The 16,634-nt window shown below is 44.8% G+C and carries 15 protein-coding genes; all 15 read right to left on the bottom strand.

Going from position 1 to position 16,634, the window contains the following annotated elements; genetic code table 11:
* Positions 1 to 70 precede the first annotated feature (70 nt).
* A complete protein-coding gene (locus tag HCN83_RS01635) occupies positions 71 to 490 on the bottom strand; it encodes a RicAFT regulatory complex protein RicA family protein (RefSeq protein WP_168004573.1) in 420 nt (139 codons plus the stop codon).
* Positions 490 to 1,998: a tRNA (N6-isopentenyl adenosine(37)-C2)-methylthiotransferase MiaB gene (miaB, locus tag HCN83_RS01640; RefSeq protein ID WP_246238058.1), complete on the bottom strand. Its 1,509-nt coding sequence runs from the start codon at positions 1,996 to 1,998 to the stop codon at positions 490 to 492. Before miaB ends, HCN83_RS01635 begins: the two co-directional genes overlap by 1 nt.
* 176 nt (positions 1,999 to 2,174) lie before the next feature.
* The gene (locus tag HCN83_RS01645) at positions 2,175 to 3,353 is read right to left on the bottom strand and encodes a glycine C-acetyltransferase (protein WP_168004575.1); all 1,179 of its coding nucleotides are present in this window, start codon (positions 3,351 to 3,353) and stop codon (positions 2,175 to 2,177) included.
* Positions 3,354 to 3,375: 22 nt separating this feature from the next.
* Complete coding sequence (gene tdh / locus HCN83_RS01650; RefSeq protein WP_168004576.1) at positions 3,376 to 4,416, bottom strand: L-threonine 3-dehydrogenase; 1,041 nt, start codon at positions 4,414 to 4,416, stop codon at positions 3,376 to 3,378.
* 172 nt (positions 4,417 to 4,588) lie between these two features.
* Positions 4,589 to 4,849, bottom strand: a complete 261-nt coding sequence (locus HCN83_RS01655) for a stage V sporulation protein S (protein WP_168004577.1) — start codon at positions 4,847 to 4,849, stop codon at positions 4,589 to 4,591.
* A 200-nt stretch (positions 4,850 to 5,049) separates the two neighbouring features.
* Positions 5,050 to 5,844, bottom strand: a complete 795-nt coding sequence (locus HCN83_RS01660; protein WP_168004578.1) for a TIGR00282 family metallophosphoesterase — start codon at positions 5,842 to 5,844, stop codon at positions 5,050 to 5,052.
* 80 nt (positions 5,845 to 5,924) lie between these two features.
* A complete protein-coding gene (gene rny, locus HCN83_RS01665) occupies positions 5,925 to 7,481 on the bottom strand; it encodes a ribonuclease Y (protein ID WP_168004771.1) in 1,557 nt (518 codons plus the stop codon).
* Between the two features lie 559 nt (positions 7,482 to 8,040).
* Positions 8,041 to 9,090, bottom strand: a complete 1,050-nt coding sequence (recA, locus tag HCN83_RS01670) for a recombinase RecA (protein WP_168004579.1) — start codon at positions 9,088 to 9,090, stop codon at positions 8,041 to 8,043.
* A 145-nt stretch (positions 9,091 to 9,235) separates the two neighbouring features.
* Entirely contained in the window at positions 9,236 to 10,828 is a 1,593-nt protein-coding gene (locus HCN83_RS01675; RefSeq protein ID WP_168004580.1) for a DEAD/DEAH box helicase, read from the bottom strand.
* A 3-nt stretch (positions 10,829 to 10,831) separates the two neighbouring features.
* Positions 10,832 to 12,076: a competence/damage-inducible protein A gene (locus tag HCN83_RS01680; protein ID WP_168004581.1), complete on the bottom strand. Its 1,245-nt coding sequence runs from the start codon at positions 12,074 to 12,076 to the stop codon at positions 10,832 to 10,834.
* A 13-nt stretch (positions 12,077 to 12,089) separates the two neighbouring features.
* Positions 12,090 to 12,668, bottom strand: coding sequence for a CDP-diacylglycerol--glycerol-3-phosphate 3-phosphatidyltransferase (gene pgsA, locus HCN83_RS01685; RefSeq protein WP_168004582.1), 579 nt, complete (start codon positions 12,666 to 12,668; stop codon positions 12,090 to 12,092).
* Positions 12,669 to 12,800: 132 nt separating this feature from the next.
* The gene (locus HCN83_RS01690; RefSeq protein WP_168004583.1) at positions 12,801 to 13,703 is read right to left on the bottom strand and encodes a RodZ domain-containing protein; all 903 of its coding nucleotides are present in this window, start codon (positions 13,701 to 13,703) and stop codon (positions 12,801 to 12,803) included.
* 44 nt (positions 13,704 to 13,747) lie between these two features.
* Positions 13,748 to 14,512, bottom strand: coding sequence for a DUF3388 domain-containing protein (locus tag HCN83_RS01695; protein WP_168004584.1), 765 nt, complete (start codon positions 14,510 to 14,512; stop codon positions 13,748 to 13,750).
* A 109-nt stretch (positions 14,513 to 14,621) separates the two neighbouring features.
* Positions 14,622 to 15,335: an elongation factor P 5-aminopentanone reductase gene (ymfI, locus tag HCN83_RS01700; protein ID WP_168004585.1), complete on the bottom strand. Its 714-nt coding sequence runs from the start codon at positions 15,333 to 15,335 to the stop codon at positions 14,622 to 14,624.
* A complete protein-coding gene (gene yfmH / locus HCN83_RS01705; RefSeq protein ID WP_168004586.1) occupies positions 15,332 to 16,633 on the bottom strand; it encodes an EF-P 5-aminopentanol modification-associated protein YfmH in 1,302 nt (433 codons plus the stop codon). Before yfmH ends, ymfI begins: the two co-directional genes overlap by 4 nt.
* Position 16,634 lies beyond the last annotated feature (1 nt).

The raw sequence follows: 16,634 nt of genomic DNA on the forward strand, positions 1-16,634 counted from the left end.
TTCCGTATGTATCGTGATATAAAAACTGCTGTTCATGCCTAATTAAGGATGAACAGCAGTCAGCAGCGGATCAGCATCCGTCTGAGAAGGGACTTTTCGTCGTTGTACCTTTCAACACGTCTCCGCCGGTTGATTCGATGATTTTCTGCGTGACTGTATTGGAGATTGTATTGCTTACCATCTGCAGAAGTTCATTCACTTCCATTTGGGACTGTTTAAATTCCTGAACGAGCGGAATGTTGTCCAGTTCATCCTGCAGCTCATCAATTTTGTCATCTGTCGCTTTTAATGCTTCTGTTTTTTCATAGTGTTTCAAATTGACGGCTTCCTTCTGCAGTGACTTGATTTTAGCAATAATTTCCTGAACTCGCAGATGATCATTAATTTGCAGTTCTGCACGTTTAAAAAAATCAACTTCTTCTGTATCTGCTATTTTCTCTGCAAGATTACGAGCTTCATTCATAATATCTTTCTTCGTATAAGTGCTCATTATTTATTCACCTCAGCCAAAGCAGCCGCCTCGCCGTTTAAAGACCAGGTTTTTGCTTCTGTAATTTGTACATCTACAAGACGTCCAATCCATTCTTTTGGCCCTTTAAAATTTACGAGCCGGTTCGTACGGGTTCTTCCACTTAAAACATCCGGATTCTTTCTGCTTTCGCCTTCGACGAGCACTTCCAGCACTTCCCCTTCACAAGCCTTATTCTTCGCTGCAGATAGACTGTTCACAAGCTCATTCAGACGTGCAAGCCGCTTACGTTTCACATCATGCGGAACATTATCCTGCATATTGGCAGCAGGTGTGCCGTCCCTCGGAGAGTAGATGTACGTAAACGCACTGTCAAATTCCATTTCCTTTACCAGCGTGAGCGTCTCTTCAAACTGCTCCTCCGTTTCGTTTGGAAAGCCTACGATGATATCTGTTGTAAATGAGGCGTGTGGAATCGCAGTTTTAATTTTATGCGCGAGCTCAATGTATGATTCCCGCGTATACTTTCGGGCCATCAGTTTTAAAATCGCATTGCTGCCGCTCTGCACCGGAAGATGAATATGTTCCACCAGGTTCTCGCCTTTTGCGAGAACTTCAATTAAATGATCATCAAAATCACGTGGATGGCTGGTCGTAAACCGGACTCTTGGAATGTCGATTTTCCTGATTTCGTCCATCAATTCCCCTAATCCGTAATCGATATCTGCTAGATCTTTACCGTAAGCATTGACGTTTTGTCCGAGGAGTGTGATTTCTTTGTAGCCATTTCTGGCAAGATGACGGACTTCTTCAATGATGTCTTCCGGACGCCTGCTTCGTTCTTTTCCTCTCGTGTAAGGAACGATGCAGTACGTGCAGAATTTGTCACAGCCGTACATGATATTGACCCAGCCCTGAATTTTCCCTTTTCTTGCCCGCGGCATATTTTCTATAATGTCGCCTTCTTTTGACCAGACTTCGATGACCATTTCTTTGCTCATTACCGCCTGTTTGATCAGCTGTGGAAGCCGGTGAATATTATGAGTTCCGAAGATCAGATCAATTTGCTGGTGCTTTTCAAGAATACGATTAACAACTGATTCTTCCTGGGACATACAGCCGCAGACACCAATGATCAGACCTGGATTTTCACGCTTCAGAGCCTTAAGATGGCCGATTTCACCAAATACTTTATTCTCCGCATTTTCACGGATCGCACACGTATTGATTAATATCACATCTGCATTATCAACTGATGCCGTCGATTGAAAGCCCATATTCATTAGAATGCCGGCCATGTTTTCAGAATCGTGCTCGTTCATTTGGCACCCGTATGTGCGGATAAGAAATTTCTTTCCTGCTCCAATTCCTTTCATCGATTCCGGTACGTCAAAATCATAATGAATTTCAACGTTTTCTTTCCCTCGCTTTTTCGCCTGCTTCAAATCCGGAGGACGATATGTGGTCTGGAAGTACTGAGAATAATCCTTTTCAGTACTCAGCTGATTCTTTTTTTGCTCTTCATTCATAGGATGCATAGCTCCTTTGTTTAAGTAGACTGTCAACCTATAATTATAAACGGTTGTGCTGCTAAGGACAAGCCTTTCAACTATAGCTTACTGTCAGCAAAACGAAAAAATGAGTAAAAAGCCCGGCCGTATAGCCGGGCTTCCAAAAGATAAATAAAGACCGTCACTCAGTCGCGCTATTTAATAATATGAAGCTCTTTACCAGCTTTTTGAAATGCTTTCAACGCTTCATCGAGCGTTTTCCTGCTGTGTTCCGCTGTCACGATCGTTCTTACTCGAGCCTGCCCCTTTGCCACAGTCGGGAAAGCAATTCCCTGCGCAAACACTCCATATTCCCGAAGCTTATCTGAAAATTCATGGGACTTCCGCTCATCTCCTACGATGACAGGCGTGATCGGCGTTTCACTTTTACCTGTATCAAAGCCGAGTTTCTTTAAGCCTTTTTTCAGATAATTAGTGTTATCCCAGAGCCTTTCAATTAATTCCGGCTCCTCAAGCAAGACATCAATTGCCTCGCTGCAGGCCGCTGTCACTGCAGGAGGATGTGACGTACTGAAAAGAAATGGACGGCCTTTTTGGATCAGATAGTCTCTGACTGCCTGTGTGCTGGCAATATATCCTCCGAGAACACCGACTGCTTTACTCAGGGTACCTACCTGAATGTGGACGCGGCCATTTAAATCAAAATGGTCTACCGTTCCTCGCCCATTTCGCCCTAAAACGCCGCTTGCATGTGCATCATCGACCATGATGATTGCGTCATACTTTTCACACAGCTCAACGATCTCAGGCAGCGGTGCTATATTTCCGTCCATTGAAAAGACACCATCTGTTACAACAAGGCGGCTTCTGTAATCGCCGGAAGTCTGCAGTGCTTCCTCCAGACTTTTCATATCAACATGCTTATATATTTTACGGTCTGCTTTCGTTAATCGGATTCCGTCTATAATCGAAGCATGGTTCAGCTCATCTGAAATAACGACATCTTCTTTGGAAAGGATGGAAGCAAGCACTGCCTGGTTAGCTGTAAAGCCGGACTGCAGGACGAGAGTTGCTTCTGTATGCTTAAATTCAGCTAGTTTCTTTTCAAAATCATTATGCATGTTAAACGTTCCAGCTATCGTTCTAACCGATCCTGTACCGGCACCGTATTTCTCAACTGCTTTTACAGCAGCAAGTTTGAGTCTCGGGTGAGTTGTGAGACCTAAATAGTTGTTGGAGGAGAGTTGAATTAATTCCCGACCGTCGATTGTTACTTTTTCAGCTTGATCGGATTCAATTGGAACGAGTTCACGAAATGTGCCTGCGTCTTTCATATCCTGAAGTTCCTGTTCGAGATGTTCAAAACCTTTCATTATGAATGCACTCCTTTTTTATCTATGGATGTAATACGACTTTACCACATTTACCGTCAAGCATAAGATCAAAGCCCTTTTCAAAATCCTCGAGTGGAAAACGGTGGGTAATGATTGATGCTGCATCCATTTTATCAGACCGGAGCAATCCGGCCGTCTGCTGCCAAGTCTGAAACATTTTTCTGCCTGTGATTCCCTGTACAGTTAAGCCTTTGAAAACGATATCATTTGTAATATCTATTTCTACTGGTCTGACAGGGAGGCTTAAGATAGAAATACGCCCTCCGTTGGTAGCCATTTTGAACCCTTGATTCATTGCCACCGGATGCCCGCTCATTTCACAAACGATATCTACCCCGCGTCCGCCTGTTTTTTCCCGAATATACTGAACGGGATCGTTTTCCAACGGGTTTACGATATAATCCGCTCCTTGTGACTGAGCTAACTCTAGTCGATACGGATTTAAATCAATCGCAAACACTTCAGCTGCACCTGCAGCTTTAGCTACTGCACATGCCATAAGTCCAATAGGACCACATCCGATAATCGCTGCAGTTCGTCCTGCGGTTTCCCCTGCAAGTACCGTGTGAACGGCATTTCCCATTGGTTCCTGAATACTAGCTTCATCCCAGGGAAGAGATTTCTCATTCTGCCAGATGTTTTCTTCAGGCAGCACGACGTATTCAGCGAAACAGCCGTCCCGGTCCACACCTATAATCTCGGTCTTCTCACAAATATGAGCATTACCGCTCATACATTGTGGACATCGGCCGCAGACAATATGAGTTTCTGCGGAAACTTGGTCCCCCACTTTGACGCTTTTTACAAGACTTCCGGTTTCAACGACTTCGCCTGAAAATTCATGACCAAACACGTATGGAGGCTTCACCCGGCTGGCTGACCACTCATCCCATTCATAAATATGTACATCTGTTCCGCATATTGATGTTGCTTTCACTTTAATTAACACTTCCTGAGCTCCACAAGTCGGTACCGGGACCTCTTTCAAAACAGCTCCGCGGGCTCGATCCTGCTTCACAACCGCTTTCATTGTTCTATTCATGACATTCCTCCTTTCTTATAAATTTATCCTACCACGAAAAAATGTGTCTCACAAGCGCACAGTTTTTCCTTGAAGGACACTTTATAAGAAGAATTTAGCATGTCGTCTTTCCGGACATAGATATAAAGGCGTAAAAAATCCGGACAGATACACTGTCCGGACAAAAAATTATTTAGCGCGGTTCAACAATCAGTTTAATCGCTGTTCGTTCATCTCCATCAATCGTAATATCTGTAAATGCAGGGACACAGATTAAATCAATGCCGCTCGGGGCTACAAATCCCCGCGCAATTGCTACTGCTTTTATTGACTGGTTGAGAGCGCCTGCTCCTATCGCCTGTATTTCAGCAGTCCCCCGTTCACGTATTACGCCTGCAAGCGCACCTGCAACGGAATTAGGATTGGATTTAGCAGAAACCTTTAAAATTTCCATGTAGGGACCTCCTCTTGAATAGTAAACCTTATTTAGTACGGCACAAATTAGCTGGATGGAGAATGAAGATTCATATCTTTCTAATCATGTACCACTTTCTGCCCCGTTGCTAAACCTCTATTTAAACGGCCTCTGTTTCCTATCCTGTTCGACCTTGAACGAGAAATGGATGGGTGCTGCCAGCATTCTTTATTCTGTTTCTAATCGAAAAATGGTTTATCATCATTAATTTGAACGGACTTAATCGAAGTCGCCCGCCCCGAGTTTTTATCTGCTTCCACAAAGACGCCATTAAGCTGGGTACTCCCTTCTTCCACTTCGAACCTGGCCGGTAAATGTGTCAAAAACCGGTTTAAGACTGCCTCCCGTTTCATACCCAGTATGCCATCATAAGGCCCGGTCATTCCTGCATCCGCCTGAAACGCTGTGCCGCCTGGCAGAATGCGACTGTCGTTTGTCGGCACATGCGTATGCGTTCCGATGACTGCTGTACATCTTCCGTCCAGATACCACGCCAGAGCTTGTTTCTCACTAGTTGCTTCCGCATGAAAATCAATAAAAATAATATCCGAATGTTTTTTTGCTTCTGTAACCAGTTCGTCTGCTGCATGGAAAGGGTTGTCAAGCGGAGGAAGAAAAGTAGTGCCTTGAAGGTTAATAACAACAGCTTTGTTTTTACCGGTACCTAGCACCTTTAATCCACTTCCGGGTGTACCATTCGGAAAATTAGCAGGTCTCACAAGACTGTCTGCTTCATGAATAAACTCAAAAATATCCTTTTTATCCCATGTATGGTTTCCCATCGTTAATATATCTGCTCCAGCTTGAAGCAGCTCATGATATATTTTCTTCGTAATTCCTTTCCCGTGTGCTGCATTTTCTGCATTCACAATTGTATAGTCCGGACGGTATTTTGCTTTCAGTTTCGGCAAGTATTCCTGAAGCATCTCTCTGCCGGGAGAGCCAACTATATCTCCTATAAATAGCAGTTTCATGTACATCCTCCTCAGCTGTATAATCGTACAAGAAAAAAGACCGCCGCACAGAGCGGCGCTCCGCGGTCGGTCCATTTTCTTTACTTTGCGTATTCAACTGCTCTCGTTTCCCGAATCACAGTTACTTTAATGTGACCAGGGTAGTCAAGTTCGTCTTCAATACGCTTCGTAATATCTCTCGCCAACCGGTAAGAATCTTCATCGGAGATCGTATCCGGTCTGACCATAATACGAATCTCTCGTCCCGCTTGAATAGCGTAGGTTTTTTCCACTCCATCAAAGGACTCTGAAATTTCTTCAAGCTTTTCAAGGCGTTTGATATACGTTTCCAATGTTTCACGTCTCGCTCCCGGACGGGCAGCTGATAATGCATCCGCTGCTGCAACGAGAGTTGCGATAACAGAGGTAGCTTCTGTATCTCCATGATGAGAAGCAATACTGTTAATAACCACTGGATGTTCTTTGTACTTTGTACCAAGTTCAACGCCTATCTCAACGTGACTGCCTTCTACTTCGTGATCGATAGCTTTACCAAGATCATGCAGCAGGCCGGCACGCCGGGCCAGTTGAACATCTTCTCCCAATTCTGCAGCCATAATTCCGCTTAAATGTGCTACTTCAACAGAATGTTTAAGTACATTTTGTCCATAGCTTGTTCGGAATTTGAGGCGCCCGAGTATTTTAATCAGATCCGGATGAAGATTATGAATACCCATTTCAAATGTCGTCTGTTCCCCGTATTCGCGAATCATCTCATCAACTTCCCGACGGGATTTTTCGACAGTTTCTTCAATACGGGCGGGATGTATTCTGCCATCCTGGACAAGCTTCTCCAAAGAGGCTTTCGCGATTTCCCTTCGAATTGGATCAAAACCGGATAAAATAACAGCTTCCGGTGTATCATCAATGATCAAATCGATACCAGTCAATGTTTCTAAAGCACGGATGTTTCGGCCTTCCCTGCCAATAATCCGCCCTTTCATCTCATCGTTAGGCAAATTGACGACGGAAACAGTCGTTTCCGCTACATGATCTGCGGCACACCGCTGTACAGCAAGCGAGAGAATTTCACGGGCGTTTTTATCCGCCTCTTCTTTCGCTCTCGTCATGTAGTCTTTCACAAGAACGGCTTTCTCATGTGTCAGCTCATTCTCCATCGTTTCCATAATGATGTCACGGGCTTCATCCTTCGTAAATCCGGATATACGTTCGAGCTCCTGCTGCTGCCTTTTGACAAGTTCCTCGACTTTGCTATTCATGTCGTCGACTTCTTGCTGTCGCTCCGACAGCTGCTGCTCCCGTACTTCCAAAGACTGTTCTTTTTTGTCTACAGATTCACTTCTGCGGTCCAGAACTTCTTCTTTCTGGACGAGACGGTTTTCCTGCTTATGAACGTCGTTACGACGATCTCGCAGTTCCTGTTCAGCTTCCAGACGAATTTTATGTGCTTCATCTTTTGCTTCCAGGACAGCTTCTTTACGGCTGGCTTCCGCCTCCCGTTTCGCATCGTCTATCGTCTGTTTAGCAAGCATTTCCGCACTGGAAATCTTCGCTTCAGCAATAGATTTACGCACAAAATATCCAACAAAGAACACGGTTACTGCAGTGAATAGCAAAATGAGGATTTGAAGTGTCATAGTCACCCTTGACTCACCTCCTCACAGCTATTTCTGTAGTAGTACTGTTTCATCAAATAAAACAATTGTAGGAATAGTATCACGATTTCACAAAAAATCCACTCGAACTGGATTCCGACGCTTTGTAAAAACGTGTACTTGTTAATTGTATGCTTCATTACGGGCTCTGTCAAGCATTGGAAAAGTGAGGAAACGCTGCTGTCATGCTTGTTTGAGCTCCTTTTATAGCTGTTTGCCAAAGCTGTTTTGATTAATTCACCTGCCTGTTGCAGCACCATTTTTGCTACTGCTATATGTTAAGTGACGGAACAGATTGCTGTCCTCACCTGATATACTAATAAAGGTATCTTTCTGCTCTTACAAACATATAGAAGGGGCAGACGTTTCGATAAAAAAATCTATGACAGTCTCCTCCGGTACTAGATGGCCCGATGCTATATGCCATTAAAAAAACAAGCCGGCAATCATGGTATCGATTGTCGGCTCGTTCATAAATTTGGAGAAACCTTTTTGTTAAGTCAGCCAAAAGTCAGCTTTTCATTCATGACATTCATTCTTATTACTTCAAATCAAGTACATCTTCATTATCTTCCGGATCTTCAGGCGCCGGCACCTCAATTGGTTCAAGAAGCCCATGATGTTCGCGGATTTTTCTGTCAATCTCCTGCATCACATCATCATTTTCTTTTAAATACTGCTTTGCATTTTCACGTCCCTGACCCATGCGTTCCTCATTGTAGGAATACCAGGCACCGCTCTTTTGAACAATATCGAGCTCGGAAGCGATATCAATTAACGAGCCTTCACGGGAAATACCTTCACCATACATAATATCAACCTCAGCTGTACGGAACGGTGGCGCTACCTTATTTTTAACGACCTTAATCTTCGTCTTATTACCAATCATCTCATTCCCCTGTTTGAGGGTTTCAGCCCGGCGCACTTCAAGACGCACAGAAGAATAGAATTTCAAGGCACGTCCGCCAGGTGTTGTCTCAGGATTACCAAACATCACGCCGACCTTCTCACGAATCTGGTTAATGAACATGGCAATTGTATTGGACTTGGATACAGCACCCGAAAGTTTACGAAGAGCCTGTGACATAAGACGAGCCTGCAGACCTACGTGGCTGTCACCCATTTCACCCTCAATTTCGGCTTTTGGTACAAGTGCCGCTACAGAATCGACTACGATCATATCGACAGCGCCGCTGCGCACGAGGGCTTCCGCAATTTCAAGTGCCTGCTCTCCGGTATCCGGCTGTGACAACAGAAGTTCATCAATATTTACTCCCAGATTCTGTGCATAAACCGGGTCCAGCGCATGCTCTGCGTCAATAAAAGCAGCCTGTCCTCCGTTGCGCTGCACTTCAGCAATAGCGTGCAAAGCTACCGTCGTTTTACCAGATGATTCCGGTCCGTACACTTCGATGACGCGGCCGCGAGGATAGCCGCCTACTCCAAGCGCAATGTCCAGTGCAAGCGTTCCGCTGGATATCGTGGATACACGCCGGTCCGTCTGCTCTCCAAGTTTCATAATTGAGCCTTTACCGAACTGTTTTTCAATTTGCTTAAGCGCCATATCAAGCGCCTGTTTACGATCTGACACGTGAACATCTCTCCTTTGAGTGGTCTATTCAAACGTACAGCAGAGCTGCGCCTGCCAACGTACTGCAAACACCCGTTCGCTACTTATCAGTATATAGAATTCAGGCCGCCCCGTCAATGAAAACAGGGCGGCCTTAGTAATTTATTTATTTTCTTCCAGGACGCGGTTTAGCTGGCTCCAGATTAATTTTGGCACCGCCGACACGCGCATATTTCAATCCCTCATACACAAACGGAGCGGACTCCTGAGGAACTTCCATGAAAGTAAAATTCTCAAAAATATCGATTTTACCGATAACTTTTGGACTGATGCCTACTAATCTTGAAACATCATCCACAAGCTTTTTAGGCGTCATATCGACATTGCGGCCAACGTTGATGAAGAAACGCGTCATGCCTTTCTGAGCACCTGTTTCGCCAAAGTCATAGCCAGCTGACGTCGTTTTTTCGTCATGGCTGTAAAATGCAAGTTTCATGAGAGAACTTACGACTTTATCAGCTGGGAATTCGCTGAGAAGTTCAGCAACCAGTTCAGCATATAAGGCATCGTCCTGCTCGTTGTCTTCAATCAGTTCAACGATTTGATGCTTCCATGCAGCCTGCTGCTTCTCCACAACTTCCTCAATGGAGGGAATTCCTTTTGCTGGAATTTGTGATTTGATTTCACGCTCAATAGAACGAAGGTGCTTCATTTCTCTCGGTGTTACAAGCGTAATCGCAATGCCTTCTTTACCAGCACGACCCGTCCGGCCAATGCGGTGCACGTAGCTTTCCGGATCCTGAGGAATATCATAGTTGATGACGTGTGAAACGTTTTGTACGTCGATACCCCGAGCTGCAACATCGGTTGCAATCAGAAATTCGATCGTACCCTTACGAAACTTGCGCATAACAACATCACGCTGAGACTGAGTCAGATCTCCGTGCAGTCCGTCAGCAGCATAACCTCTGGCCTGTAAGGACTCTGTTAACTCAGAAACACCCTTTTTCGTCCGGCAGAATACGATACCGAGCTCGGGTGTCTCACTGTCAATAATCCGGCAGAGAGAATCAAGCTTGTTTTTATCGAGAACCTTATAATAAACCTGTTCGATTAAAGGAGCAGTCATTTCGCCTTTATCGATCGTAATATGCTCTGGATTATTCATATATCGGGAAGAAAGCTTACGGATAGCGGGAGGCATCGTTGCTGAGAACAACAAGCTCTGACGCTCCGTGTTAGCGTTCTGAAGAATTTTCTCAATGTCATCAATAAAGCCCATGTCGAGCATTTCGTCAGCTTCATCCAGAACAAGCTTGCTTAGACGATCAAGCTTCAGCGTGCCGCGGTTTATGTGGTCCAAAACACGTCCCGGCGTTCCTACAACAACCTGCACACCGCGCTTAAGCGATTTAATCTGATGTCCGATAGACTGTCCGCCGTAAACCGGCAGAGTCTGAACTTTATTAAACTTGGAAAGCTTTTGAAACTCTCCAGCTACTTGAATAGCCAGCTCTCGTGTCGGCGTTAGGATTAGCGCCTGGACGTGCTTCTGTTTAGCGTTGATATCGTTAATGATCGGAATACCGAATGCAGCTGTCTTACCGGTTCCGGTCTGAGCCTGACCGATTACGTCACGTCCGCCCAGAATGACAGGAATAACTTTCTCCTGAATTGGAGACGGTGCTTCGAATCCCATCTCTTTTGTTGCTTTGTTTAAACTAGAACTAATGTCAAAATCGTCGAACTTCATTACCATTATTCATCCACCTTTTTTATTTCGTAACTCCTGAAACAATAGGTAAAGCCCTTGTTTCACCGCGTACGTACGAATTCTGTTTCTGCTGCCCCCGATGTTCACAAAATGTGAAACTGTTTTTTCGGGAGTCGCTATGCCAATAAACATCTGTCCAGGTTCATATCCTTCCAGAGGATCAGGCCCTGCCGCACCTGTAAAGCTGATTCCGTAGTCAGAGCTAAATACGCGGCGGCATCCGTCCGCCATTGCTTCGGCGCATTCCGCGCTGACTGCTCCGTGTTCTTCAAGAAGTTTCTCTGATATCCCGAGCGTCTGTATCTTGGCTTCATTACTATAACATACGATGCCGCCGGGGAAAATCATTGATGCTCCGGAAAAGGAGGTCATAGTGTCCGCAAACATGCCACCTGTCAGGCTTTCAGCGGCACTAATACTTTTTTCTTGCTCACGCAGAAGCTCCGCAGTTACCTGCTCAATCTGGCTGTCACCCTCGCCGTAGCAATAATCCCCGACCTCCGCAAAAATCTTTTGCTTCAGCTCATAGAGCATTTCTTCGTTCGTCTCTTTTGAAGGACCGCGGACAGTTAAACGTAACGCAACCTCGCCTTCAGATGCGAGAGGGGCAATCGTGGGATTTGTCTGATTTTCGATCAGATCATCCAGCTTCTCTGTAAGCAGGGATTCTCCAATTTCATAAAATCGCAGTACTTCTGACTGAATCTGCTGCTCTTCCATCCCGCTACGCAACTTCGGAAGCGCGTACTGCGTAAACATGGTTCTCATTTCTCTAGGAGGCCCCGGAAGCAGCAGGAACTTCTTCCCCTGATGCTCTAAAAATGATCCGCATGCAAGCCCCTCATCGTTTGGCAGCACGTCTGCTCCTTCCAGCGTTAACGCCTGTTTTTTATTGAATTCAGTCAGTTCTCTGCCGCGGCTTTCAAAAAATACTTTTAACTTTTCAAGTGATTCCTCATCTGCCTTCAGCGGAAGTCCTGTAAAGGAGGCAAGAGCGTCTCTGGTTAAATCATCTCTGGTCGGACCTAGTCCGCCGGTTAGTATAACGATATCAGACCGTTCTGAAGCCGTTTGAATCACATTCTTTAACCGTTCCTCATTGTCACCTGCAGTCTGACGAAAGTAGACATTAATGCCTGCTTCTGATAGCTGTCTGGATATAAAAGTTGCGTTCGTATCATCGATCTGACCAAGCAGCAGCTCGGTTCCAACTGCAATGATTTCTGCATTCATGAACTAGATCCTCCTAGTCTGAAGAAGTTAAAACGTGCTTGTTCTTAACGAAGTAATCGACTCCCGAAAAGACAGTTAATACAACAGCCGTATATATCATAATGGTGTCAAACGGAATGCCTGCAAGTTCAAACAGTACGTTGTGTAAAAGCACTGCAGAGGCTGCAACAATCTGACTGACTGTTTTCCATTTCCCCCATATACTTGCAGCTATCACTTCCCCGGATCCGGAAGCCACGAGACGTAGACCAGTTACAGCAAACTCTCTGCTTAAAATAAGGACCGCAGCCCAGGCGGGAAACATATCCATTCCGGTAAGTCCGACGAAAGCCGCTGTAATTAACAGCTTATCAGCTAGCGGATCCAGGAACTTGCCCATATTCGTTACTAAATTGTATTTTCTTGCATAAAATCCATCCAGCCAATCTGTAGCCGCTGCAATGATAAATACGACCGCTGCGGCAAAATGGGAAACCGGAATATCGGCTCCAAGCAGCAAAAACGATCCCCAGCCAAAATCAATCAGCAGAAATATCATAAAAACAGGAATAAGAAAGATGCGTGAAATGGTAATTCTATTAGGTATGTTCATTACTGTCCTCCTGTTCCAAGACCTGAACGACTATGAGCCTTACTCATTTTAACAGACAATGGAAGTATTTGCGAACCTAGCATAAAAGAGGAAAAAGTCCGTCCGGACACTGCCGGAGCCGGACCCTTTCGACTATGAATTATCCTGTTGAATGATGATTCTCTGATGATGATCTTCTGATTCGTAAATCAACTCTTCTCCGTTAATAAGCAGCTCAGCCGTCACAGTGCTTCCCATGTTAAACATGATTTCCTCATAGTCACTGAAATCAAAGCTTTCTGAATCCCCGTCCGCATGTTCCTGCTGGTAGATTTCCTCACCATCTTCATCAAGAATCTGGATCCAGCTGGGACCTGAAAAACTGAGTTCAACGTCAAACTCATCTGCTTGAAGCGTGTAGGTGTAGCTGTTACCCTCCGATCCTTCAAAGGCCAGCTCAGAGCCTGCGTCGGAATCTTCCGGTTCGTTTAACCCGTTATTATCCGCGTTATTATCTTCGTTATTTTCCACGTTTTCTTCTTCGTTATTTTCATTTTCAATCACATCGTTATTGCCGTCATTTTCTTCGTCTTCGGGGAGACTGTCATCTACGTTGACGGCCTGTTCCGATTCCGGATCGACTGGAGCGGCTTCATTATCCTGGTTAAAAAGCCATACAGCAAAACCAACGGCACCGATAAACAAAATGGCTAACAGCGTCGGCACGAGCGAAGAAAAAGCCGATTTTTTCGTTCCGGAACTTGAGGAAGCGCGTGTTCTTGCAGTCCGGGGAGGGAGCTCCTGAACTTCGCTCCGTTTTGGTTTAGGAAGCTCTGATTCGTGTTCCTCAAAAATCTTATTGGGATCCAAACCTACGGCCTCTGAGTAACTTTTTACAAATGCACGTGAATAAAATTCCCCGGGCATCTTACTGAAATCGCCTTCTTCAATCGCTTCCAGATACCGTTTTTGAATTTTTGTAAGCTGCTGAAGCTCATCAAGGGAGTAACCCTTTTCAAGTCGCGCAGTCTGCAGTCTTGTTCCTAGTTCTGACACGGTACACACCTACTAACTTCGTTTAATATACAATCCTCGCAGTACTAAAAGGAGGAGTAATCCTGTTCTACCTGTTCATAGGAAATAACTTGATTTTCGTCACTTCTGAGTTCAATGATGTAATCAAAATCGTCGAGCGTATATTCAGTCGTCCGCACAAAAATATCGGGATGCTCAACTACTTTTGTGGCGGGAAGGCGCATCATTTCTGATACGAGCATACGATGGCGTTCAGATCCTCTCATGGTTGACACGATGCCATCGATAATATAAATATTATCCTCAAGCATCTCATCATCGGCAAGCTGACTTCGCATTGTCTGTTTTAACATGGTCGATGACAGAAAAGACCATTTTCTGTTTGCACAAACGCTTGCAGCTACGACTGATTCTGTTTTGCCCACTCTCGGCATACCGCGTATACCAATTAATCTGTGCCCTTCTTTCATAAACAGCTCTGCCATGAAATCGACTAAAATTCCAAGCTCATCCCGGACAAACCGAAAAACTTTTTTCTCATCTTCATCCCTTTCAATGTAGCGTCCATGCCGCACAGCCAGTCTGTCCCGAAGCTTTGGTTCTCTTATCTTCCGCAGCGTTATAATGTCCATCGTTTCTAAAATAAACGTCAGACGTTTAATGGCTTCATCGCTTTTGCTGAGGATAAGCATGCCTCTTCTCCTGTGTTCGACCCCGTTAATCGTCAAAATATTTATACTGAGCATCCCAAGCAATGAAGCTATTTCTCCAAGCAGTCCGGGACGATTTTCATGAATCTGATATTCCAGGTACCATTCTTTTCGTTCCATGCGTTAATCCCCCTTCAAAAGGAGTTCTGACGAGCATTAAAGGCTAATTTCATCATAATCGATTGAATCGCAGTTGAAAAGTAGTTATTTCCAATTGAAATGCCTATTTTCACGTGTGCCAGCCTCCGTTGACATGAATAATCTGTCCATTCATATAAGAGGAGTGATCGGAAGCAAGAAACGCTGCTGTATTAGCAATCTCTTCAGGTGTGCCAAGCCTGTCAGCCGGAATGTCGTTTCGAAGCATTTGCTTATCTGACTCTGAATAAGCCGACAGCATCGCTGTATCCACAGCACCGGGTGCAACTGCATTGACTTGAATATTGCTTGCGGCAAGCTCTTTACCTAGTGATTTTACCAGTCCATGCTGAGCTGATTTCACTGTAGAATAAACTGTTTCCATCGAAGCACCCGTCTCTCCCCAAATAGAGCTGACAAAGATAATTTTTCCTTTTCGGCGTCTGATCATGTGAGGAGTAATCTGCTTTAAGAATAATACCGGGCTTTTGCAGGCAATATTAAACGAAGCAGTCCATTCGTCTGGATGAGTATCCTGGAATAAACCCGGCGAAGAATTTCCGGCACAATGCAAAAATACGTGAATATTTTCTGCTGGAAAGGGTGGCAGCTCTTCTCCCGTCGAAAGATCATGCTGATATATATCAGTATCAGTCACACCGGAAAGCTCAACAGCTGTTTTCCTTACAAGATCCGGGTTTGAATTGCAGTGAAGAAGCAGCCGGTAATCAGGCGCTAAGCGTTCCGCACATGCTTTTCCAATGGCTCCGGAGGCACCTGTTATAAAAGCCGTCGGCCGCTTCACCCAGCGGATGCCTCACCGGCTGGAATCACCTTGGAAACAGTCATGCGGTTCTCAAAATCTAATGTCTGCTCCAGCAAACGTTCGACATAAGCCGCATCCAGTGCCTCCAGAACAGGAACAGCATCAAAAAGATTCATTCCGTTAAAATGATACCTAGTGAATTGGTTCGCAATATACTCCGGCGAATTAAGAGCTCGCAGGAAAAAGCCGATTTTTTTCTTTTTCAGACGTTCAAAATGGTCTGCCTCAACCCCGCTTTGCTTCAATGAAATTAGTTCCCGCCGCAACGCTTCGACAAGGTCATCGGGCCGTGCTGTTTCACCGCCGGCTGCAATAAAACCAAACTCTTTTTCAGAAGTGTAATCGAAACTGAAGCTGTCGTTAATGAGGCCTTCTGCATACATACGCTGGTAAGCAGATGAACTACTTCCAAAGGCCAGTTCAAGCAGCAGCTGCATACCGAGCTCATGCTGAAGCAAATCTCTGCCTTCAAGACCGGCAGCCGGTTGTTTGATTCCAATCAGGCATCTCGGAGTCTGTACAGGAAGCGGAATAACTGCTTCCGTTTTTTGGACATCAACTGGCTCTTCTGGAAGAATCCGCTGGGGAGGATTTGATTCAGGAAATGTTTTAGCCGACTGATTAGCGCGAATCAGCGTCATCATCTTTTCAGGCTCTAAATTTCCTACAACGAAAAGTACCATGTTGGATGGATGATAAAAACTCTCATAGCAGGTATATAAATCTTCCTTGGAAATCTGGCGGATGGAATCCACTGTACCGGCAATATCAATTTGGACAGGATGATGCTTATATAACCCCTTCAGAAGTCCAAAGAAATTTTGCCAGTCCGGATTATCTTCATACATTTTTATTTCTTGTTCAATGATCCCTTTTTCTTTTTCTACTGAATTTTCTGTAAAATAAGGTTCCTGTACAAAATCGAGCAGGGTTGTCAGATTCTTTTCCACATTGGATGTTGCAGAAAACAAATAAGCAGTACGGGTAAAACTCGTGAATGCATTAGCAGATGCTCCCTGAGCAGAGAATTCCTGAAAAACATCGCCTTCTTCACTTTCAAACATTTTGTGTTCCAGAAAATGGGCGATGCCGTCCGGAACCTTTTTTTCACTTCCGTCGCCAGCAACAAAATGGTTGTCAATCGACCCATAATTAGCCGTCAGCGTGGCATATGTTTTCTGAAAACCGGGTTTTGGAAGTAAAAAAACAGAAAGTCCATTATCCAGTTTTTCATGATAGAGTTGTTCCTGAAGCTGATCAAAGCTTATTTTCTCCATA

The sequence above is a fragment of the Alkalicoccus luteus genome (genome assembly GCF_012034335.1).
GTDB lineage: Bacteria > Bacillota > Bacilli > Bacillales > Salisediminibacteriaceae > Alkalicoccus > Alkalicoccus luteus_A.

What these genes read in the sequence shown, in the direction of transcription:
- miaB (WP_246238058.1), bottom strand. Translation starts at nt 1,998, where the DNA reads ATGAATGAAGAGCAAAAAAAGAATCAGCTGAGTACTGAAAAGGATTAT.
- rny (WP_168004771.1), bottom strand. Translation starts at nt 7,481, where the DNA reads ATGACACTTCAAATCCTCATTTTGCTATTCACTGCAGTAACCGTGTTC.
- HCN83_RS01680 (WP_168004581.1), bottom strand. Translation starts at nt 12,076, where the DNA reads ATGAATGCAGAAATCATTGCAGTTGGAACCGAGCTGCTGCTTGGTCAG.
- HCN83_RS01655 (WP_168004577.1), bottom strand. Translation starts at nt 4,849, where the DNA reads ATGGAAATTTTAAAGGTTTCTGCTAAATCCAATCCTAATTCCGTTGCA.
- yfmH (WP_168004586.1), bottom strand. Translation starts at nt 16,633, where the DNA reads ATGGAGAAAATAAGCTTTGATCAGCTTCAGGAACAACTCTATCATGAA.
- HCN83_RS01695 (WP_168004584.1), bottom strand. Translation starts at nt 14,512, where the DNA reads ATGGAACGAAAAGAATGGTACCTGGAATATCAGATTCATGAAAATCGT.
- pgsA (WP_168004582.1), bottom strand. Translation starts at nt 12,668, where the DNA reads ATGAACATACCTAATAGAATTACCATTTCACGCATCTTTCTTATTCCT.
- HCN83_RS01635 (WP_168004573.1), bottom strand. Translation starts at nt 490, where the DNA reads ATGAGCACTTATACGAAGAAAGATATTATGAATGAAGCTCGTAATCTT.
- HCN83_RS01675 (WP_168004580.1), bottom strand. Translation starts at nt 10,828, where the DNA reads ATGGTAATGAAGTTCGACGATTTTGACATTAGTTCTAGTTTAAACAAA.
- HCN83_RS01645 (WP_168004575.1), bottom strand. Translation starts at nt 3,353, where the DNA reads ATGAAAGGTTTTGAACATCTCGAACAGGAACTTCAGGATATGAAAGAC.
- tdh (WP_168004576.1), bottom strand. Translation starts at nt 4,416, where the DNA reads ATGAATAGAACAATGAAAGCGGTTGTGAAGCAGGATCGAGCCCGCGGA.
- HCN83_RS01660 (WP_168004578.1), bottom strand. Translation starts at nt 5,844, where the DNA reads ATGAAACTGCTATTTATAGGAGATATAGTTGGCTCTCCCGGCAGAGAG.